16 protein-coding genes and 1 pseudogene are annotated in these 21,246 nt (G+C 68.0%); 9 read left to right on the forward strand and 8 right to left on the reverse strand.

Annotated elements, in window-relative coordinates; genetic code table 11:
* Positions 1-8: 8 nt before the first annotated feature.
* Positions 9-563: a flavodoxin domain-containing protein gene (locus IU459_RS29010; protein ID WP_195132762.1), complete on the reverse strand. Its 555-nt coding sequence runs from the start codon at positions 561-563 to the stop codon at positions 9-11.
* Positions 564-833: 270 nt separating this feature from the next.
* On the opposite strand from IU459_RS29010, the gene IU459_RS29015 reads away from it, so the two are divergent.
* Entirely contained in the window at positions 834-1,118 is a 285-nt protein-coding gene (locus IU459_RS29015) for a hypothetical protein (protein ID WP_195132763.1), read from the forward strand.
* Positions 1,119-1,485: 367 nt separating this feature from the next.
* Here IU459_RS29015 and IU459_RS29020 read toward each other — a convergent pair whose 3' ends face one another.
* Positions 1,486-2,064 carry a CBS domain-containing protein gene (locus tag IU459_RS29020; RefSeq protein ID WP_195132764.1) on the reverse strand — a complete coding sequence of 193 codons (579 nt, stop codon included), beginning with the start codon at positions 2,062-2,064 and terminating at the stop codon, positions 1,486-1,488.
* A gap of 257 nt (positions 2,065-2,321) precedes the next feature.
* Here IU459_RS29020 and IU459_RS29025 point away from each other — a divergent pair, with 257 nt between their 5' ends.
* Positions 2,322-3,356, forward strand: coding sequence for a hypothetical protein (locus IU459_RS29025; protein WP_195132765.1), 1,035 nt, complete (start codon positions 2,322-2,324; stop codon positions 3,354-3,356).
* Between the two features lie 585 nt (positions 3,357-3,941).
* Here the strand turns inward: IU459_RS29025 and IU459_RS29030 are convergent.
* The gene (locus tag IU459_RS29030; RefSeq protein WP_195132766.1) at positions 3,942-5,345 is read right to left on the reverse strand and encodes a wax ester/triacylglycerol synthase domain-containing protein; all 1,404 of its coding nucleotides are present in this window, start codon (positions 5,343-5,345) and stop codon (positions 3,942-3,944) included.
* A 47-nt stretch (positions 5,346-5,392) separates the two neighbouring features.
* Complete coding sequence (locus IU459_RS29035) at positions 5,393-5,650, reverse strand: SHOCT domain-containing protein (RefSeq protein WP_228838686.1); 258 nt, start codon at positions 5,648-5,650, stop codon at positions 5,393-5,395.
* A 356-nt stretch (positions 5,651-6,006) separates the two neighbouring features.
* Here IU459_RS29035 and IU459_RS29040 point away from each other — a divergent pair, with 356 nt between their 5' ends.
* The 3 genes and pseudogenes from IU459_RS29040 (at position 6,007) to IU459_RS29050 (ending at position 10,330) form a co-directional block, all read left to right on the forward strand.
* Complete coding sequence (locus IU459_RS29040) at positions 6,007-8,577, forward strand: heavy metal translocating P-type ATPase (RefSeq protein ID WP_195132768.1); 2,571 nt, start codon at positions 6,007-6,009, stop codon at positions 8,575-8,577.
* A 176-nt stretch (positions 8,578-8,753) separates the two neighbouring features.
* Positions 8,754-9,383, forward strand: a pseudogene (locus IU459_RS29045) (phosphoribosyltransferase); the annotation flags it as partial.
* A 17-nt stretch (positions 9,384-9,400) separates the two neighbouring features.
* On the forward strand, positions 9,401-10,330 hold the full coding sequence (locus IU459_RS29050) for a ribose-phosphate diphosphokinase (RefSeq protein ID WP_195132770.1): 930 nt from the start codon (positions 9,401-9,403) through the stop codon (positions 10,328-10,330).
* Here IU459_RS29050 and IU459_RS29055 read toward each other — a convergent pair.
* Entirely contained in the window at positions 10,317-11,843 is a 1,527-nt protein-coding gene (locus tag IU459_RS29055) for an AAA family ATPase (RefSeq protein ID WP_195132771.1), read from the reverse strand. The genes IU459_RS29050 and IU459_RS29055 overlap by 14 nt on opposite strands.
* Positions 11,844-11,903: 60 nt before the next feature.
* Positions 11,904-12,560, reverse strand: a complete 657-nt coding sequence (locus IU459_RS29060) for a DUF2267 domain-containing protein (RefSeq protein WP_195132772.1) — start codon at positions 12,558-12,560, stop codon at positions 11,904-11,906.
* A gap of 778 nt (positions 12,561-13,338) precedes the next feature.
* On the opposite strand from IU459_RS29060, the gene IU459_RS29065 reads away from it, so the two are divergent.
* The 3 genes from IU459_RS29065 to IU459_RS29075 all read left to right on the forward strand — a co-directional run bounded on the left by IU459_RS29065 (position 13,339) and on the right by IU459_RS29075 (position 18,505).
* Complete coding sequence (locus IU459_RS29065) at positions 13,339-13,488, forward strand: hypothetical protein (protein ID WP_195132773.1); 150 nt, start codon at positions 13,339-13,341, stop codon at positions 13,486-13,488.
* An 86-nt stretch (positions 13,489-13,574) separates the two neighbouring features.
* On the forward strand, positions 13,575-16,193 hold the full coding sequence (locus tag IU459_RS29070) for a cation-translocating P-type ATPase (RefSeq protein WP_195132774.1): 2,619 nt from the start codon (positions 13,575-13,577) through the stop codon (positions 16,191-16,193).
* Entirely contained in the window at positions 16,190-18,505 is a 2,316-nt protein-coding gene (locus tag IU459_RS29075; protein WP_195132775.1) for a heavy metal translocating P-type ATPase, read from the forward strand. Before IU459_RS29070 ends, IU459_RS29075 begins: the two co-directional genes overlap by 4 nt.
* A 190-nt stretch (positions 18,506-18,695) precedes the next feature.
* Here IU459_RS29075 and IU459_RS29080 read toward each other — a convergent pair whose 3' ends face one another.
* Complete coding sequence (locus tag IU459_RS29080) at positions 18,696-19,031, reverse strand: hypothetical protein (protein ID WP_195132776.1); 336 nt, start codon at positions 19,029-19,031, stop codon at positions 18,696-18,698.
* A 272-nt stretch (positions 19,032-19,303) separates the two neighbouring features.
* Positions 19,304-20,683 (reverse strand): hypothetical protein, encoded by a 1,380-nt coding sequence (locus IU459_RS29085; RefSeq protein ID WP_195132777.1) that lies wholly within the window; start codon positions 20,681-20,683, stop codon positions 19,304-19,306.
* Between the two features lie 214 nt (positions 20,684-20,897).
* Here IU459_RS29085 and IU459_RS29090 point away from each other — a divergent pair, with 214 nt between their 5' ends.
* A complete protein-coding gene (locus IU459_RS29090) occupies positions 20,898-21,101 on the forward strand; it encodes a hypothetical protein (protein WP_195132786.1) in 204 nt (67 codons plus the stop codon).
* Positions 21,102-21,246: the final 145 nt, after the last annotated feature.

Here is a 21,246-nt window from a genome sequence, read left to right on the forward strand (position 1 = left end):
GTGAGCCTTCACGGGTGGATCGTTGTGGAGCGGGGCTGCGGCAGCCGCAGACTCTGGGCGATGGTGTCCGTCCACGCGCGGATCGCCGCCCAGTCGCGCAGGTCCCCGTAGTGGCCGCCGCCCAGAAGCCGGTAGAGGATACGGGTGCGCAGGGAGATGCCCGTGCGTTCGTAACGTCCTGCGAACGCGCGGTAGTCGTGTGCCGCGATGGAATCGCGCAGTGTGGCGATCTTCTTCGGTACGATCCGGCCGGCACGGCGGCCGATCGGCCCGCGCAGGGCCGGGCCGAGTCCCACGCTGAACAGCCAGATGTCGCGGCTGGAGAGCTCGTCACGGTGGGTGCGCACGTAGTCGGTGGCGACGGGTAGGAAATCCATATTGTGCACGGCGCTGCCCAGTACGAGTGTGTCGAATCGGGACAAGTCGGGGGCATGGTCGATATCGGCGAGCTCGACAGTCGCGTCGCGTCCCGTCAGTTCGTCGCTGATGAACTCGGCGATATCGCGCGTCGATCCCTGTTCGGTCGCGTAGACAATCGCGATGCGGGGTTTTTCCTGGTTCATATCGAGAAGCCTCCTCGCACGCATCCCGCTCGGTGAGAGGCCTCATGCCCGGGCTGACGGGACCATGGTCACCGTCGGCTCCGCTGCCTCGGTTACGCGTAGGACTGGTCGTGGGGGGCAGGTGGCGCTGCACAGGGCGACGGGTTCCGCCATGCTGGGCACTTCCGACCGTCATAGCGAGGGAGACGACGGAGGTCACTATTGGGGGATGGTCTTTGCACCCTCCCGGGTGCCGGGGTATCCGTCGTTGACTGGACTGCGGAGGCAGAAATGAGAAGTGTGAGCCATGACGTGCCGACGCGCTGGGAACCGATCGAGAAGTCCGCGTCCGAGCGTGCCGGTGCCAATCTGACCGACTATCGGATGTCTTGCCAGGTGTTCGACTGGACAGCGGCACGATCCGACTTGTCGGGGCTGCCCGGCGGGGGAGTGAATATCGCCCATGAGGCGGTCGATCGTCACCTCGGCACCCCGCTGGCCGACGCCACCGCCCTGCGGGCGCTGCACATTTTGGGTGAGCGCTCCACCGTGACCTACGCCGATCTCCCGTTCTGAGCAACCGATTCGCAGGGGTACTGCATGGACTGGGTGTGCGTCCGGGCGAACGAGTGTGCGTTCTGCTGGGCCGGACGCCCGAGCTGTAGATCGCCGCGCTCGGCACGTGGATCGCCTCTCGACCGCAAGCCGCCGGATCGAGGAGAGCGAATACCCTCGGCTCGCCACAATCCGATCTTGCGTCGATTTCCTCATCGAGTCGCGCTGAGCGCCTGAGGAAGCAGCTGGCCGAAGTCTGTCCGCAGCCCTGGCGCCGGGCAAGGTGAAGGTGCTCGCCCACATCCTCTCTGTCAGTCGGCCACCTCGCTGCGGGGATGAGCGGAGGCGGGGCCGCGCCTTCCGGAAGACCTGGCGGTAGGGCGGCCGTTCAGCGGTCGGGCGCGATCCTGGCGTCGTCTATCACCTCGACGTCGTGTACACCGTCGACGGTGTCGGCGAGGGCGGCGATGACGTGTTGTTCGCTCGGGTCGGCGAAGATGCCGCGAATGGTGACTGCTCCCTCAGCCACGTCGATGGACCACTGCCGACGGCTGCCGGCGTATTCGTCCAGCAGCACTCGGATCTTCGCCTCGAGGGTGGCGTCGTCACTGATCAGAGCGCGCAGCAGGTCGCGACGGGACACGATCCCGACGAGCAGGCCGGCCTCGACGACCGGCATCGACCGCAGATGTCCCGCGAGCAGGCGGGAAGCGATCGTCGAGGTATCGGTGCCGGGCGTGATCACCTCGACCGGGACCGACATCACCGCTTCGACGGTGGCGCTCGCCATGCTGGGGCCGACTCCCAGCGCGTCGGATTCGGAGAGCATGCCGACCACCCTGCCCTGCTCGTCGACGACCGGCAGCGCGGCGAAACCATGTGCGGTCAGCAGCGCGGTCGCCTCGCGCAGCGGTGTCTCCGGCCGCACCGTCACCACGGGCCTGCTGAGTACGTCGCGTGCGTACATCGGTATCACCTCACGGATGCGGGGATGTTGGACGGCGAACCGGACTTTCCCGAGGACATGTGCCCAGCCTGACGGGGTGCGCGCGGATCCGGGAGAGGCGTCCTGCCTTCGGCACGCGGGACCAACGTCCTCTTCCAGGGTCTTGCGGAGATCACGAAACGGCCGCCGGATGGTGACTTTCGCTTCTGTGGGAGCGCGCGTACGGCGCAAAGAATCGAGGTAGGGAATTTGGAATCCGGTGCGCCGGGGAGGTATTCGTGACGACCACCAGGTACGAGAGACCAGGACTGGGCGCATCGGCGCTGTTGATGGCATTGCGGCTGCCGGTCGGGTTACAGCAGACGATCGGCGAGTTGCGGTACCGAGGGCGAGCATCCGGGCGGCATATCGCCCTGCCGGTGTCGTATGTGCGGGTGGGCGACAGCGTAGTCGTCCGAGTGGCGAACGCCGCCACGAAGACATGGTGGCGGAACTTCCGGTCACCGCATCCGGCGTCGATCCGGATCAACGGTGTCTGGTTGACAGGTATAGGGCACGTTGTGGCGCCGGGATCGCTGGAACACGAAAAGGCGGACGCGGTGTACCAGAACGCGCATCCACGGCAGCGGATCGACGTGGATGATCCGTACGTGGTGATCGATGTAGGTGCGGAGAAGACGACGCCGTCGCGCCGGGAGCTGAGTCGTCGCTGGTTCGTCGCGGTCACCGCTGGTGAAACTCTCGGCTTCGCCGCACCGGCCGCGGCGGGTGCGCTGACCGTCGACTCGGCGCCTGGCGTGATCGCGGCCGCACTGCTGATCGCGGCCGCGATCGAAGGCGGCGTGCTCGCCTTTTTCCAGAGTCGCGTACTGCGCTGGTGGTTGCACGAATTCTCAACCCGCGACTGGATCATGGCCACGGCGGCCGGTGCGCTCGTCGCGTGGACCGTGGGGCTGGTGCCGGTACTCTACGGAGACCGATTGGGCAATTGGCCCGCCGCTGTCCAGGTGCCGGCGGTCGCCGCGGGGGCGCTTGTGATGGTGTTCGCGATCGGCGTCGCGCAGTGGTATGTGTTACGGCGCTGGTCGGATCGTGCGGTGCTGTGGATCTGGGGCAACGCGGTCGGCTGGATCGCGGGGCTGGCCGCCTTCACCACGGTCACGACCCCGTTGTGGCGGGCAGGGCAGTCGACGATGGCCACGGCGGTGATCGGGGCGCTGGGCGGCCTTGTGATGGCCGCCGTAGTTGCGGTGACGACCGGGCTGTTCCTCGTGCGCATCCTTGTGCCCGGGCATCTACGGGTTTCCGCGTGACCGCGTCCGGGACACTCACCTCGGCGGATACGGCGGGGCCGCCTCGTGGCATCGCGTGGTGCCGGTCATGTGTCTGGTCGAGCCGCCATTCGCGGGCGTATGGGGTCTGCTCTCATGTCAGGCTCGCGGCGAGCAACAGGGCCGCGGACGGAGTCCAGCAGCACCGGACAGATTTGAACCAGATCACTCCGGTCCCAGCCCCGGTCACACTGGTCATTACGGCAGGCAGTGGAGTGTGACCGCCGCGATCCGGTACACCCACTCGGTGACATCGCTGCCGTTTCCCGCGACGGTGGCCGCGACCACGGTGGGGGCGATGCCCCACAATGCGACCCACTCGGCGACTCATTCCTGGAGGATCACCCGACGGTTGTCGAGGGTGATCGGTTCGAACCCTGCGACGACCTGGCGGGTCGGCACCGTATGGGCGATACCCCCCACAGCCCGGTGAGCGCGGCTGCGCCGTCGGCAAGGAACTCTCTCATTGCTCCAATGTCCGCTTCGGATTGCCGCCGCTGCCAAGGCCTTTCGTCGGCACCTCGGATGCTCGCCGCCCTGGCTCCGACGCACTCGCTGGGGAACCGATCACACGGGTGTCGAGCGAGGTGCTTCGGCGGGGAGGTCGGCGCCGCCCTCTGATGCGCCCTCGGCGCCGAGACGAAGCACGGTGGCGAAACCGGCGGCGAGGCAGTCGGTCAAGATCGCGATGTCGGGGATCGCGGCGGTATCGGCGTTGATCGCGACGTAGCAGGTTCCGGCATGCGAGGTCAGGGTGACGTTGACGGCCGTGCCGATGGTGGGACCGAAAGCGTACATCCGGTCGATCCGCGCCCCGGCGATATAGAGCGGCACCGGGGAACCCGGGACGTTGGACGCGAGGAAGTCGATATGTTTGAGCATCTCGGTGAGCAGTCCGGCAGGCAGCCGGTTGAACGCCGCGGCGACGGCGCCGGACAGCGGTATCGCCGGCTCGCGCCGCCAACCGGCGACCGCGGCGTCCACGGCGCGCATCAAGTTTGCGGTGTCTGGGATGTCGGCCGGCAACGCGAAACGAGCGAGAGTGATCCGATTGCCGCCGAGCGGATCGTCGGCCGTGCGAAGGCTGATCGGCATGGTCACCCGCAGCTGGTCGACTCTCGCCCCGTGCCGATCGTGATACATGCGTAGCCCGATGACCAACGCGGTCAGGAACGCATCGTTCATGGTGCAGCCAACCCCCCGCGCGGCACAGCGTAGCTGCTCGACGGGAGCGTCCAGTACTGCCAGCCGGCGACGGAGACTGCGCTCGGTCATCACCGGCGACAGCGTCGCGGTGACGGGCTGGGCCAAGCGAACCAACGAGGTCGCCAGCGCGGCACCATCGCGCGCCGCCCGGGCGGGATGAGTGACAGCCCGCCACGCGGTCCGCGGCGTGACCCGCACACCGCCGCGAAGAAGATCCGAGCCGACCGACCAGTTCCACGCCACGATGTCGCGGAACGCGCCGTCACGGTCCTGCGGCGGCTCGGGCGGATGGCCGCGATCGGTGCCCGCCCGATCGAAATCGAGCAGCGCTGTGGCGATCTGAATACCGCCGATGCCATCGGTGAGGCTGTGATGCACCGTCATCACCAGCGCGCATCCCGCGCCGTTCAAGCCGCTGAGCAAGGTCGAGCGCCAGAGTGGCCGGGCCGGATCGAACGCGGTCATCGCTTCGGTTCGGGCGAACTCGAGCACCGCGGAGAGGTCCGCCGGTGCCGGCAGCGCGGAACGGCGCAGGTGCCAGGACAGGTCGAAATCCGAATCGAGCACCCACCGCGGCGGGGCGAGACCGAACGGCACGGTGACCAGCCGATGCCGCAACCTCGGCACGATGCGGGTGCCGCGATCGATCGTCTCCACCAAACGATCCCAGTCCGGATCGGTATCGAGAATCAGGACCGAGACGATCGTCGAGCGCAGCGCCGGATCACGTTCCATGTTCCAGGAGAACAGGTCCGATTGGGACATGTGGGATTCGCGAGTGGCCATCGACCTTCGAACCATGCCGTTATGCCTCAGGTGGATGTGGCGCTGCCGAGGATTTTCGAGCGACGGGCGTATTCCTCGTCGTCGATCTCGCCACGGGCGTAACGGTCGGCCAGCACCTGCTGCGGAGTGGGCCCATGTGGCACCGTGCGCTGCCCCTGCGAGAGGGCCGCGGTGTAGCGGACCAGTGCCACGATGCCGGCGATGACCAGCGCCCAGAAGATCACCATGCTGATGGTCATCAGACCGTATCCCCATCCGGTCATTCCGTTGCTGTACCAGAACATCACCGCAGTCTCTCCTTCAGTTCGGAGTGTTCGGTTCTTTCACTGTCCGCGCCGTACACCGATCGGGATACGGCCGAACAGCACTAGTGGGCGGGACGAGAGTCATCTGTCACCAGTCGTGGCCGAGAGCGCGACCTGGTCGAGCCGACATGCCGCGCAGCGGCGCGAGCCGCGGCCCTGACGCATCGAACGCATGGAAGGTGACGAAAATGCCGTCCATCTCGCTGAAGCGGAGCCCGTCACCGCATCGGGCTTCCGAAAGACCCGAGTTCCACAGGCATACGGCCCTACCCCCACCGGGTACACCGTGAGCAGAATCGGACATAGTTCGCACAAGCTGGTGAAGGGAGTCCGTCGTGAAGGCCGACGACATAGTGGTGCTGGCGGCCGCGGTCGCGCTCGTCGTTGGACTGGCCTGGTACTTCTTCGGTCCCCGCCACGCCCGAACGGCGCAGGTGGCCGACGGTGTGCAGCGGATCGAGGTGACCGTGCGCGGCGGCTATCAGCCCGAGGTCATCCGGGTACGCCAGAACGTTCCCCTCGAACTGGTCTTCAACCGCCGGGAAACCGGTGACTGCACCGCACGCGTGGTGTTCCCCGATATCGGTGTGAGCGCCGCGCTTCCTGCCTTCTCCCGCACAACGGTCCGGATTCAGCCGACACGATCAGGCAGGTTCGGGTTCGCCTGCGGCATGAACATGATCCACGGCACCCTGGTCGTCGAACCCGCCGACGACACGGACACCACACCAGCCACCACTATGGCGGCCGCACCCAGCGAATTCGCTGGGCACACCGCCGCGGACGAGGAAGCCGCGCAGGCGCAGGAGCGGCGCGCCGAGATCAGCGACCTGACTCGCCGAGTGAGCGTGGGCGCGATTCTCACTTCGCCCGTCTTGGTCGCCGTCATGGCGCATGAGGTTTTTCGTGCCGAGTGGGTGCCGACTGTGCTGCTGAATCACTGGTTCCAGTTCGCACTGATCACCCCGGTGATGCTTTACACCGGCTGGCCGATCCACCGCACAGGTTGGCTGACCTTGGCCCATCGCGGGGCCGACATGAACAGCCTCATCACCCTCGGGACCCTGGCCGCCTACGGCTACAGCCTGCTTGTGACCCTCGCCCCGGGGCTACTACCCGAGGACGTCCGTGAGGTCTACTACGAAGCTGTCGGCGTCATCCTCACCCTGATCATGCTCGGTCGGCTGCTCGAAGCACGCGCGAAGGCAGGCACCGGTGAGGCCATCCGCGCCTTACTCGGCCTCCGAGCCCGCACCGCCCGCGTCATCCGGGATGGCACCGAAGCCGAGATCCCGGTCGATGAGGTCGTTGTCGGTGACGAGCTGATCATCCGGCCCGGCGAAAAGATCCCCGTCGATGCCACCGTCCTCACCGGATCATCCGCAGTCGACGAGTCGATGGTCACCGGCGAGTCCATTCCGGTCACCAAGCACACCGGCGACGCTGTCATCGGCGCCACCATCAATGGCACCGGCTCCTTGCGTGTGCGTGCCGCCAAGGTCGGCGCCGACACGATGCTCGCCCAGATCATTCGCATGGTGCAGCAGGCCCAAGCGTCCAAGGCTCCCATCCAGCGGTTGGCCGACGGCATCTCCGGATACTTCGTCCCCGCCGTCATCGCGATCGCCGTCACCGCTTTCGCGGTCTGGTACATCGCGGGGCCACCACCGGCATTCACGCTCGGCCTGGTTTCCGCCGTCGCTGTGCTGATCATCGCCTGCCCCTGCGCCCTCGGCCTGGCCACCCCACTGTCCATCATGGTCGGCACCGGCAAAGGCGCTCGAGCCGGGATCCTGATCCGCTCGGCCGAAGCCCTCGAGATCGCGCACAAACTCGACACCATCGTGCTCGACAAGACCGGCACCATCACCGCGGGAAAACCGACCCTCACCGACATCCACACCGCCACGCGACTGTCCGACGAGGATTTGCTCGCCCTCGTGGCCGCCGCCGAAGCCGACAGCGAACACCCACTCGCCGCCGCGATCGTCGCAGCGGCTCGCTCCCGAGATCTCCCGGCTCGCACCGCTGCCGATTTCGACTCGATCACCGGCAAAGGCGTGCGAGCCACCGTCGACGACCACGCCGTGCTCGTCGGCACCCGCCGACTGCTGAGGGACGCCGGAATAGATACCAGCACACTCGATCCCGTCGCCGCCGAGTTCTCAGGTCAGGGAAAGACACCGATCCTGGCTGCTGTGGACAACACACCTGCCGGTGTCCTCGCCGTCGCCGATACGGTCAAAGACGATTCCGTCGACGCTATAGCCGCCCTGCGGCAGATCGGCCTGGACGTCGTCATGATCACCGGCGACAACGCGCGAACCGCCGCCGCCATCGCGCGCCAGGTCGGCATCCACCGCGTGCTCGCCGAAGTACTACCTGAACACAAGGCCGACGAAATCAACCGGCTGCAAACAGAAGGATGCCGGGTCGGCATGGTCGGCGACGGCATCAACGACGCCCCCGCCCTCGCCCGGGCTGACACCGGCCTTGCTATCGGGACCGGGACCGACATCGCCATCGAAGCCGCCGATATCACCCTGATCTCCGGCTCGCTGAGCGGCGTCGTCACCGCGATCCGGCTCTCCCGCGCCACAATGCGGAATATTCGGCAGAACTTGTTCTTCGCCCTCGTCTACAACGCCATTGGTGTCCCCATCGCTGCCGGAGCGCTCTATCCACTACTCGGCATTCGCCTCAGCCCCATCCTTGCCGCCGCCGCGATGGCCCTGAGCTCACTCTCCGTCGTCGGCAATGCCAATCGCCTTCGCCGGTACCACCCCACGCCGCTGCCCAACGCACCGGCGACCGACATCGAACCCCTCGTCGAAACCGGCGGACAGAACCGAAACACCCGCAGCAAACCCGCAGTCACCGCGCGAACGAGAGCAGCTGGGCACTGAACTGCGGTCAGACCACCAGCCGTGCGTTGAGAGCGTCGGTCAGCTGACTCGTCCGCCGCTGCGGCCTGCCGGGGCGTGACAGCGCATCCGGGACCAACGGCACCCGACTCGGCGACGATCGGACCTGCCGCCACGCCGTATCGCAGCCCACGATGGAGAAATCCGTGAGGAGGTTCGTGATGCTGTTCGATGATCGCCGTGACGCCGGACGTCGGTTGGCGGAGCGGCTGGAGTATCTCCGGGACGAGGATGTCGTCGTGGTCGGCCTGCCGCGCGGCGGTGTTCCCGTCGCCTACGAGGTCGCGCGAGCACTGGACGCGCCGCTGGACGTGATCGTGGTACGCAAACTCGGTGTGCCGTATCAGCCGGAGCTCGCTTTCGGCGCGATCGGCGAGAACGACGTGAAGGTGACCAACGACGTCGTCGTCGCCTACACGCAACTTTCCCGCGAGGACATGGCGGGTGTGGAACGGCGTGAACGTGACGAACTCGCGTGCAGGGTCGAGCGGCTGCGGCGCGCGCACTCGCGTGTGCCACTGGCGGGTCGCACGGTTGTCGTCGTCGACGACGGCATCGCCACCGGCGCGACCGCCCGCGCAGCCTGTCAGGTGGCGTGGGCGCATGGCGCGCAGCGCGTCGTGCTGGCTGTTCCGGTGGCGCCCCGTGACACGCTGGCGATCCTGAAGGACCAGGCCGATGAAGTGGTCTGCCTGGAAGTGCCGACCTGGTTCGGCGCTGTCGGTTCCTGGTATCACCGTTTCGGCCAGGTCTCCGACGCTGAGATCACCGAACTGCTGCACCGGGCCGCCGGTGAGGTGCGGTCATGACATCGATGCGCGTTCTGTCCGGCAGCGCGAATCCGCTGCTCGCCTCCACCGTCGCGGAGCTGCTCGACGTCGGACCCGCCGACTGCCTGATCGATCGTTTTCCCGACGGTGAAGTGCGGCCGATCGTCGATCATGTCTGCGGGAACGACGTGTATGTGGTGCAGCCGACCCCGCCGCCGGTCGGCGACCATCTCGTCGAGTTGTTGCTGTTGCTCGATGCGTGCCGGCGAGCCCGGGCCGCCCGGGTCACTGCGGTCGTGCCGTATTTCGGGTATGCCCGCCAGGATCGCCGCACACGCTCCGGGCAGGCTTTGGGGGTGCGGGTAGCCGCCGATGCGATCGCGAACGCGGGCGCCGAGCGCCTTGTGGTAGTCGATCCACACACGCCCACCATGGAAGCGGTCTGTTCGATGCCTGTGGAGACGCTGACCGCGGTTCCGCTGTTGTCGAGCAGGATCTCCCCAGCGCGGTCCGAGTTCACCGTTGTCGTCGCGCCCGACCTCGGTGCGGCGAAACTAGCCGAGCAATACGCGGCCGCTATACCGGATTCGGTTGCGCTGGTGCGCAAGTTCCGCGAGAGTGGCACGGCCGTCACCGCCGTGGAGGTCCTCGGTGACATCGACGGTCGCCAGGCGGTGGTCGTCGACGACATGATCTCCACCGGCGCCACCATCGAGGCCGCGGTCCGGCTGCTGCACCACCACGCCAGCGACATCGTCGTGGCCGCCACGCACGGGCCCCTCACGCTCGACGCGACAACGCGCCTGCGTGACATCGGCGTACGTCGCGTCGTGGTGACCGATACCGTCGCACATCACGACCCGGCCGCGCCGATCGAGGTCTGCTCGATCGCTCCGCTGCTGGCGGATGCCATCGCCCGCCTCCATAGCGATCAGCCGCTGCGCGAGCCGCTCACCCACACCTGACAGCGGCAGGAGGCCGGCCAACGCGGTCATGCCAGGCACGCAGCGCCGTGGCGACCGAGTCGTCGATCGGACGTGTGGTGTCGAGCACGGTGGCCTCTGGCCATGGCGATGCCGCGGCCGCCAAGGAATCCGCGATCGCAGGCGTCGCCTCCGAATCGCCCTGGGGCCTGGCCCCTATCCGCTCCGCCGCGAGGGGCCGGGAACAGACACACCGCAACGACACGAGCTCGGTGCGCGTCCGATCCGCCAGGGTGGTGGCCAGGGCGCGTTCGTCCGCGTCGGTCCAGCTGGCGTCGAGAATCACCGAAACACCGTGTTCGAGCCGGTCCCGAGCCAGGTCCAGCAGATGCGAATACACCAGGGCCTTCGCGGCGGGTCGATAGGCTCCTCCGCCGAAGGTGCCCGCCGCTCCGGCAATTGCTCCGGTGGCACGCAGCGCGGCGCGCACGCTGTCGCTGGACATCACCTCGGCTCCCGTCGCGGCCGCCAACCGGGCGGCGACCGTCGATTTTCCCGTGCCGGGAAGACCACCGACGAGCACGAGACGGACGGCGCCCTGTCCCAGATGGCGTATCGCGAGCTCGAGGTGCTGCTCGGCATGCCGTGGCGCATCCGGGTCGCCCTGTCCCGCGCGAACACGATCGGTCTTCGCGCGGACCATTGCGCGATAGGCGATGTAGTGGTGGCGTAGCGATGGCGGTGGTGAATCGCCCGCCGCGCGCAGGTAGTCCTTCAGGAATGAATCGGATTCCTCTGGGTGACCGAGGAATTCGAGGTCCATTGCCAGGAATGCGGCGTCATCGAGGCCGTCGACATAGCGCAATTCGTCGTCGAAGTCGAGACAGTCCAGGATCCGGAAGCCGTCGGGCAGCACGAAGATGTCCTCCGCGAGCAGATCCCCGTGTCCGTCGACGATGCGGCCATCCGCGATCCGTTCCGTCAGCAGCGGTGTGCGACCGTCGATATAGCGCATGGCGAGGGCTTCGGCGTGCGCCAAGCCGCACGGATCGATCGATTCGTGCGGGTGTTCGCGCAATGGCCGCAGCAGAGCGTGCCAGCGCCGCCGCAGCTGCGCCGGTGCGCCGGCGCGGTCGATCTCGGCGCCGCGCCGGGCTGTGGCGTGAAATCGCGCGAGAGTTGCCGCCAGCGCGGACAATTCGGCCGTTTCCAGGGACGGGTCCGCGAGCATGGTGGACAGGCGCAGCGAGTCCGGCATCCGGCGCATCACGATGATCGGTTCGTCGGCGCCGCCTTCGGGATCTGTGAGATGAGCGAGACCGAGGTAGACGTCGGGCGCGAGGCGCTGATTCAACTCGAGTTCCCGGGCGCACGCCAGCTCGCGGTTCTGCGGCGTGCCGAAGTCGAGGAAGTCGGTGACGACCGGTTTCTTCGCCTTATAGGCGCGGTCGCCGCAGAGCAGCACCAGGCCGGTATGGGTCTCGCGCAGCTGCGCGAACGGTTCGTGCGCGGCGGTTATCCCGTGGTCGTTTCGCGTGGCCGAGGCATGGAGCATGATGACACCCTCTCGGGGCGAGGTAGCGAGGTTCCGGGCTGAGGCGCCGATACCGTGGGACTACTGCGGCTGCTCGGAGGATGTCGTGGTGAGATGCTCGGCCATGAGGATGCGGTGGGCCTGCTGCGCGGCCGTGGTCCGGCGGTCGTCGCCGGTGTCACCGATCGGCAGTTGTTCGAGGCCGCGAGTGAGCACCGCGATGGCGTCGCCGAGCAACAGCAGTCGATGCTCCAGCTCGTCGATCCGGTCGGTGACGGTCTCGGCAACGGCGATCCGATCAGCGGTCTCGCCGCCGGTCTCGCCGTGCAACACCGCCCGCAGGCGCTCTGGCAGTACGGCGAAGACACCGTCGAGCTGCCCGGGGGAGAACCGGTCGGTCAGCGTGTCGGTGACCGCGCCGGCGAGGCGGGGTACGTCGTCGCGGGTGACCCCGGCTTCGTTGGCGAACTGGTCCAGGAACGGTGCGACACGATGCCCTACGGGTGTGTGGCTCGGCACCCAGCCTTCGTAGTAGATGCCGCGCAGAATTTCGGGCAGCTGTGCGGTCAGATGGGCTGAGCCGACGACACCGATGCGGTCTCGTACGCCATGCAGCCAGGCGCGCACCACCCGGTGCACGAAGTCGGGGTCCTCGGTGCCGATTCTTTCGGCCACCGCATTCAGCCATTCGTGCGCGTTGTACACGGATGCTGCCAGAGGATCGCTCTTGGGGGACATACCATCAGCATCGTCCTGGTGGCCACCCCATGCCTAGAGCCCGACGTCCTCGGACCGGATCGGCCGATCGGCCCTTTTCGGTGGGGATCTTCGGCCCTGGCCATCCGCCGCCTCCGGCCTCGGCCGAGGGGTGAGGACCTTCACCTCTGCAACCGGCACTGCTGACCGAACATGCTCGACACATGCCCGGCGCATTGCTCACCGACCTCTATGAGCTGAACATGGCGGCCAGCTACCTGCGCAGGCGCATGATCGCGCCCGCAACCTTCAGCTTGTTCGTCCGCAATCTGCCCGTCAATCGGGGATTTCCACCCATCCACTGCTCGAACCGGTCATGCTGGCCGGACGGCGCGTCAGTCCTGTGGACACCGTCACGGCTGGGCGCGCCCGGTTCGAAGCCGACCTCGCCCAACTGCCCCGCGAAGCCCGTGACCTGGGCTCTCCTGTCGCTCCGATGGCGCGGTCTCCCCGCGACTGCGGCAGCTCACCACCGAGGTCCAGGCTGCCGCCCGCCGCTTGGCCGGGACGGTCGATCGTTAGAGCAGCGGATTCTGGGCGCGAGCGAACGTCGTCGGCTGGGCGGAAATGCGAAGACGGCACCATGAGCGCCGGATTCGACGCTGCCGAGACGCTGTCTTCCGCCAGCCGCAGAAAGGGGCAAAGGTCCTGGTGTTCTCCTGCTTTTGCCCCGCGCGACGGCACGCGGGGCGGGGCAGACTCGGCGGAGGACCACCGCGCTGGTGGTCGACGCTGTCGCGGCACGAAGGATGTGACAGGTATGGCTGCCGGTGAAGTGATCGCGGTCGTCGTCGTCGGCATCGTTGTCGCCGCGGCGTTGTGTGTGTTGGTTCTCCTGATCGCGGTCTGGTGGACGCGCCGCCATCCCGATCACCGTCACCGGAAGACCCATCGCAGGATCGGTGCCTAGATGATCGCCCGGCTCATGAGCGAGCGAACGGCAGGCGCGGCCGCCATCGCGGCCTTGTCGGAGCCGCGCGCCGGCAAGGCACGGGCATGAGCGCCGTCGATCTGGTTACCGGACGGCACGGCCTGACCGCCGCCGAAGTGGCCCGCCGGCAGGAGCTGGAGGGTCTCAATGCACTGCCCGTGCGGCGCGCGACTCCTGCGTGGCGGCGGTTCGCGGGCGAGCTGGTGCACTTCTTCGCTCTGCTGTTCTGGGTGGCCGGCGCGCTGGCGTTCGTGGCCGGGATGCCGCAGCTGGGCATCGCGGTGTTCGTCGTGGTGGTGCTGAACGGGCTTTTCGCATTCGTGCAGGAGCAGCGGGCCGAGCACGCCGCCGAGCGGTTACATAACCTGCTGCCTCGCAAAGTCACCGTGGTGCGCGACGCGACCGTCGTCGAAGTGCCCGCCGATCAACTCGTCACCGACGACGTGGTCTTACTCGCCGAGGGCGACCGTGTCTCGGCGGACCTGCGTCTGGATCGGGTACATGCGCTGGCCGTGGACACCTCGGCGCTCACCGGGGAAAGTGTGCCGGAACATCCGAGTACGGCAGACCGGGTGCATGCGGGCTGTTTCATCGTCGAAGGCGAGGCCCAGGCAACAGTGGTAGCGACCGGGGAGCGGACCCGGCTGGCCGGTATCGCGAAACTCACCCAGGCGCAGCGACCGGCACTCACCCCGCTGCGGCGCGAGCTGGATCGGATCTCGCGGATCATCGCCGCCGTCGCGATCGTCGTGGGTGTCGTGTTCTTCTCGCTGGCGCTGCTGGTCGGCACCCCCGCCTCCGACGGGTTCCTGTTCGCCGTCGGCGTCACCGTGGCCGTTGTGCCTTGCGGGCTGCTGCCGACCGTCACGCTGTCGCTGGCCATGGGCGCGCAGCGGATGGCCGAACGGCATGCACTGGTGCGCCATCTCGAGGCCGTGGAGACACTCGGCTCGACCACACTCATCTGCACCGACAAGACCGGAACCCTCACCCAGAACGAGATGTCGGTGGTCGAGGTCTGGATGCCGGGCGGGGCGGCGACGATCTCCGGCGACGGCTACCAACCGACCGGCGAGGTGACCTGCACGCCGCCGGAGGGTCTGGCTTCGCTCCGGGAGCTGGCTCGGGCGGCCCGCCGCTGCTCCTCGGGGCGAGTGGCGCACCGAAATGGGGAGTGGGTCGCGCAGGGCGATCCGATGGAGGCGGCGTTGGACGTCCTCGCCCGTCGAGCCGGTGTCGAGGAAGACGCCGGTAGGCATCCCGAACGCGCCCGATTCCCGTTCGACGCGCGGCGGCGCCGAATGTCGGTCGTCGTCGACGACCGCGTACTGGTCAAAGGCGCACCCGATGCGATTTTTTCCCGCTGCCTGCCGCAACCGCAGGCGAGCGACGCCCTGCACCGGCTGGCCGGTCGCGGGTTGCGGGTGATCGCGGTCGCGGCCCGGCAGCTCACCAGCGCCCTGCCCACGACGGCGGACGAGGCGGAAGCCGAACTGACTCTGCTGGGACTGGTCGCACTGGAGGATCCGCCGCGCCGGGAAGCGGCCGCCGCGTTGGCCGCATGCCGCCGCGCCGGTATCCAGGTCGTCATGATCACCGGCGACCATCCGGAGACCGCCCGGGCGATCGCCCGTGAGGTAGGTCTGGGTGGTCCTGAAACCCCGGTGCTCACCGGTCACGAGCTGCCCAGTGCACCAGAGGAGTTGGGGGAGTTGCTGGACCGGGACGCTGCCGTCGTCGCACGGGTGACACCGGAGGACAAACTCCGCATCGCGCGAGCCCTGCAGGCGCGCGGTCACGTCGTCGCGATGACCGGTGACGGCGTCAACGACGCACCCGCGCTGCGCGAGGCCGCGATCGGCGTCGCCATGGGCAAGTCGGGAACCGATGTGGCGCGTGAGGCGTCGGATCTGGTGTTGCTCGACGACGATTTCGGCACCATCGTGGCCGCCGTCGAACAGGGAAGAGCCACGTTCGCCAACATCCGCCGGTTCCTCACCTACCATCTCACCGACAACGTCGCCGAACTGGCCCCGTTCGTGGTCTGGGCATTGTCCGGTGGGACATTCCCGCTCGCCATCGGCGTGCTGCAGGTGCTGGCCCTCGACATCGGCACCGATGTGCTGCCCGCACTGGCGCTCGGCGCCGAACCGCCGGCACCGCACGTGCTCGAACGGCCGCCGGCGCGCGGCCATCTGCTCGACCGCAAGCTGTTCGCCCGGGCGTTCGGCGTCCTGGGCCCGGTGGAGGCGGCGATCAGTCTGGCGGTGTTCGTCGCCTCGTTTCTTGCCGTCGGCTGGCGACCGGGCGAGTCGTTCCCCACCGGGCCCGTGTTGGCGGCGAGCTCCGGCGCTGCCTTCACCGCGATCGTCTTCGGGCAGGTGGCGAACGCCTTCGCCTGCCGCAGCACGATCCGCCCGGTGTGGCGGATGCCGCTGAGCACCAATCGACTGCTGCTGTGGGCCGTCCTCGCCGAGATCGGCATGCTCGCCGCATTCCTGTACTTCCCACCGCTGGCCCACCTGCTCGACCAGGCCGGCCCGACCGGAACCGGCGCGCTGGTCGCGCTGTCCGCTATACCCGCCGTTCTGGCGGCCGACGCTCTACAGAAGCACTTCTCGCGGCCGGGCGATGCCCGGGTCGGTGCTCCGGCGCCGCGATTCGAGATCGAGGAGGCTGCATGACCACAGCAGAGGCACCGGCGCGGCGAGTGTTTCGTGAGGCAATCCTCGTCGCCGTGATCGGTGTGTGCGGTGCGGCCGGGCTGATCGCACGTCCGTTCAGCGGGGCGGTCGCCGATATGCTGTGGCTCGCGGCCATAGCGGTCGCGCTCGGGCCCGCGGCAGTCTGGGTCTTCCAGGATCTCCGGCGCGGACGCTATGGCGCCGATCTGCTCGCGTTGGTGGCACTGGTGGGTGCCGCTGCGGTCGGCGAGTACTTCGCGGGCGCGCTGATCGCGTTGATGGTGGCCACCGGCCGCGTACTGGAGGCGTACGCGAGCCGCCGCGCCGGGCGCGACCTATCCGCGTTATTGGGCCGGGCGCCGGTGCGGGCGCACCGGCGGCGTGCCGGCGGCATCGAAACCGTTGCGGCCACCGAGATTTCACCGGGCGATGCCGTAGTCGTGCTGCCCGGTGAGACGGTGCCCGTCGACGGAGTGCTCACCATGGCGGGAGTCTTCGACGAATCGGCACTGACGGGAGAGCCGGTCCCAGTGGTGCGCCGCGCGAGCACCGAGATACGCAGCGGCGTGGTGAATGCCGGTGCCGCCGTGGATATCCGGGCCTCGGCAACGGTGGAGGAGAGCACCTATGCCGGAATCGTCACGCTTGCGCGACAGGCCGCCGCCACGGCCGCCCCGACGGCGCGGCTGGCCGATCGAGTCGCGGTATGGTTCCTGCCGCTCGCGCTCGTGATCGCCGGTGTGGCCTGGATCCTCACGCGCGATCCGGTGCGAGCAGTCGCTGTCGTGGTCACCGCCACGCCCTGTCCGCTGCTGCTGGCGGTACCGGTCGCGATCACGGCCGGGATGTCGCGGGCTGCGCGAGCGGGTGTGGTGGTGAAGGACGGCGCCGCGCTCGAAACTCTGGGACGGGCACGATGTCTGGCGATGGACAAGACCGGTACCGTCACCGTCGGCCGACCGGCGGTGATCGACATCGTCACCGCTCCGGGTGCCGACGCCGACCAGGTGCTGCGACAGGCCGCCGCGGTCGAACGGTTCTCACCGCATGTGCTCGCCAACGCCGTCACCGCGGCGGCCGCGGCTCGTGGGCTGGAACCCGAGGGCGCGCAGGATGTTTCGGAGCAGCCCGGCCAGGGTGCGACGGGGACCGTAGCCGGTCATAGCGTTCGGGTCGGGCGGCTGCCGTCACGGACCGAGCCCGCGCCCTGGGCTCGAGCCGCCCAGCGGCGGGCCCGGCTGGACCTGGCTGTTCTCGTCTGGGTGTGTGTCGATGATGCACCCATGGCGGCCCTGCTGGTGCGGGATCGCATCCGCGCCGACGCGGCACGCACTATGCGCCGCCTGCGATCGGCAGGCCTGCGGCGGCTGCTGCTGCTCACCGGCGACCGGGTCGACAACGCCGCCGAGGTTGCTCAGTTGCTGGGACTCAGCGAAGTCGTCGCCGACGCCGACCCCGCCGACAAGATCGCGGCCATCCGCGCGGCACGCGACGACGGGGTGACCGTCATGGTCGGTGATGGTGTGAACGACGCTCCAGCGCTCGCGGCAGCGGATGTGGGCGTCGCCCTCGGTTCCCGCGGGTCCACGGCCGCGGTTCAGGCCGCCGACGCGGTGATCGTGGACGACCGCATCGATCGGCTCGCCGACGCCGTCGAGGTCGCCCAACGATCGCATCGGCTGGCCGTGCAGAGCGCGATCGCGGGCATGACCCTGTCGCTGGCGGCGATGATCGCCGCCGCCTTCGGGCTGCTCGCTCCCGCTGCCGGCGCGCTGGTGCAGGAGGGTATCGACGTCGTGGTGATCCTCAATGCGTTGCGGGCCCTACGGATTGATCGTGGACGCCGCACCGCCGCGATCGACCCTTTGATCGCTCGCTTCGTGCGGGAGCACGACCGGCTGCAGGCGGCGCGCGCCTCGGTTCGGCAAGCGGCCGACGCGCTGTCCCGTGGCCCAAGCCTGAGCGCGGATGCGGCGGTCCGCCGCGCATTCGATCTTCTCGTCCAGCACATACTGCCGCACGAACATGCCGAGGACTCGCAGCTGTATCCGGCTCTGGCCGATTACCTGCGCGACCCGGAAGCGATGGTGACGATGAGCCGTGAGCACACCGAGATCGATCGACTCACAGACCGGATCCGCCGCCACCTCGACGACTCCGCACACGGAATCCGTGCCGACCAGATCGACGATCTCCGCGCGACCCTCTACGGGCTTGACGCGGTCCTCACCCTGCACTTCGCCCAAGAGGACGAAGCGCTGTTCACCTTGGCACACAACCAGGTCGACACGACGGCGATGAGTTCCCCATGACGGCGGGAGTCACGCTATGAGCATCCTTTCCCTCGGCCAGGCGTTGCTACCGACCTGGCCTGTCCGATGCGCCCTACCGAGCTGGTCGCCCGTGACGGCTGCCCGTCGCCGAATTGTCAGCAGGGAAGGCCAGCCCTGGCCGAAGAGGTGCGCGTGTGGCGCCGTAGGCCACAGAACGGGGCGGTTCGGATCAGATCGCAGCGAGGTGGAAGTCGACGGTGTCCGGGCCCGGGAACATTTCCGCGGTCACATGGACCTCGACGGTCCCGGCGAAGTAGGGCGTGACCGGGATCGTGGCCGCGAGACCAGCGGAGCTGGTGACGGCGTGCCAACGAATGCCGTCGGGGCTGGGCGGTGACGGAAAGACCGGCGCCGCCGACCCCCGAAGAGTGAAACACACTTCGACGCCTTCCACTCCGGCGCCGGACGAATCGGTGACTTGGACGACGCACGATTCGGGGAACGGTGTTCCAGCCGCGGCCTTCTGTTTGTTGCCCGCATGGATGTGCAGCCTGTTCTCGGCCATGGCATACCTCTAGAAACCCTTCGAGAATTCGAGTCAATCGCGACCCGCGCCCGCCGATGAAGACTCTTTGGTCCCCTGTCCGGGCCGGCGGAGGCTCAATGGCCCGTCCTCGCGGAACAATGGGCGATTTCGGCCCTACCGCTGGGTACTACGGGCTGATCACGCCCGCCGCGTAGACACTCGGCGGGCGCCTTTGGTATGAGAACTGCGCAAGTTGCGCAAGACAGGTGTCTATGATCTCGGCCCAGCCGCGTTGTGGCCGCTACGTCGGGTCAGGTGCTTCTGGCGGTGGTCTGCGATTGGAGGGCGCGGATGCGGTCGGTGAGTTCGCGGACTGCGGGGCGGCGGCTGTAGGCGACAAGGTCGCCGGCGAGGGAGTTCAGGTGGCCGACACAGCGCGTGGAGGTGACTTGCTCGGCGAGTATGTCGACAGCGCGGCCCGCGAGCGTAAGGGCGTGCTCGAGGTCGGGGTCCTGTTGTCGAAGGTAGGTGGTGGCGAGCAGGGTGTAACGCAACGCGCCTTCGCGGGAGTTGTTCGAGTCCTGCAGCCGCAGCGCGGTGCGCAGGTGATGGCGAGCGGAGCCATGTTGTCCCAGGCGCAGGTAGCAGTACCCGGCTTGGGCCTGCGCTTGGGCTGGGTCGAGCCAGTAGCTCCAGTCGGGTGCCGTCGCGGTGGAGTCGAGGTCGGTGAACGCGGCGTCGAGTGCTCGGCTGCACTCGGTCGGGGCGCCTTGGGTGGCGTAGGCTTCGGCGGCCCGCAGATGCAGGATGGCTGAAACTCGGGGGCTGGCGCCGGGGTAGCCGACGCGGGCGGATTCGGCCAGGACCGCGGCCTCGCGGGGTTGACCGAGATCTTTGGCCTGGCAGGACATGAATCCGAGAATGTTGGCGGCCAAGGCGCGGTCCCCAGCGCTGTGCGCGGTGCGCAGTGCGGCCACCCAGTAACGTTGGGCGCGGGCGTGCTGGCTGTTGTCGAAACACAGCCAGCCTGCAAGCCGCAGCAGTTCAGCAGCGCTGGCGTATAGCCGTCGGCCGATCGTGTCGTCGTAGCTGCCGTGTTGGAGCAGGTACAGCACATGCCGCAGGTGGGCGCGGACCATTTTCAGCAGCGTGCCGCCGCCGACTTGATCGTCCATGCGGCGAAGGCTGGCGGACATCGTGTCGATCTCCTCGACGGTGCCGAATTTGACCCGGGTCCCGGTCGAGCCGGTCAGGTCGGCAACGGGGGCGGCAAGCAACCACTGATGGGCGGGGCCGGTCATCGCGGTACCCATCAGGGTCAGAAAGAGCCGTCGCTGCATGGGATCAGCCTCCGTGACGGCGTGGATTGCGCGCAAGGCCCCTGCCGCCGTCCATGGCCCGGTGAGCCCGCTGTCGGCGGGCAGCACGTGCTCGGCTCCACGTGTGGTCGTAGCTTGCCAGCCGAGGATGTCGGGAGTGATAGGGCGGGCCAGCTCGGCAGTGAGCAGTGCCGCGGCAAGTTCCGGCCACGGCGCACGGGGGCGGGCGCCGGCCAGCCACTTGTAGGGCGTCTTTGGATGGACCTGTTCGCGGCGGCCGTGCAGCGCCGCCTGTTCGGTGAGCTTGCGCGCCAGGGTTTCCGGCCGCCATCCCAGTTCGGCCAGCAGCTTGACCAGCGGTGACCCGCTCACGTCAGTTCGCCTACCCTGTCACCGTCATCAGTGCCGTCGATGCGGCGACTGTAGACCGCATTGGTGCTGCGTCGCACCGGGATTCACCGGAACGCACCAAGCGCACCACTGCCGCTACCAGGGCTTTCACGGTGTGCTCGTCATCGGCGGACCGCGGTTCTGGAGCGCGATCCGAGCTCACCCACATTGTCGACTTCAAACAGGGGGTGCCGCGATGGATACGGTGGCCGATCGGAATCGATGGGCGATCCAGCACGCAGACTGCGGCGTTGCCGAGCCGTACATCACCTCGATCGAGCAGGCCCGGTTCATTCTCGCCACGCACGCCGGACACGGTGCGCGATGTCTGCAATATATCGCTGCCATGGCCTATAGCTTCGGCCAACAGGAGCACTACCTGGACTCACTCGGGCAGTGATTCGGCATGGTTAGTGTGGAGGAATTGTCAAAACCTGTGGTTCGGTCTGTTTCAGGCGACCTCCGTTCGGGTGGTGTCGGCCGGGTCGGGTGAGGATGCGGGGGTGATCTCGCGGGGTCGTTCGAGCAGCTTGCCCTTGTGGAAC

The sequence above is a fragment of the Nocardia amamiensis genome (genome assembly GCF_015477605.1).
Classification (GTDB): domain Bacteria; phylum Actinomycetota; class Actinomycetes; order Mycobacteriales; family Mycobacteriaceae; genus Nocardia; species Nocardia amamiensis_A.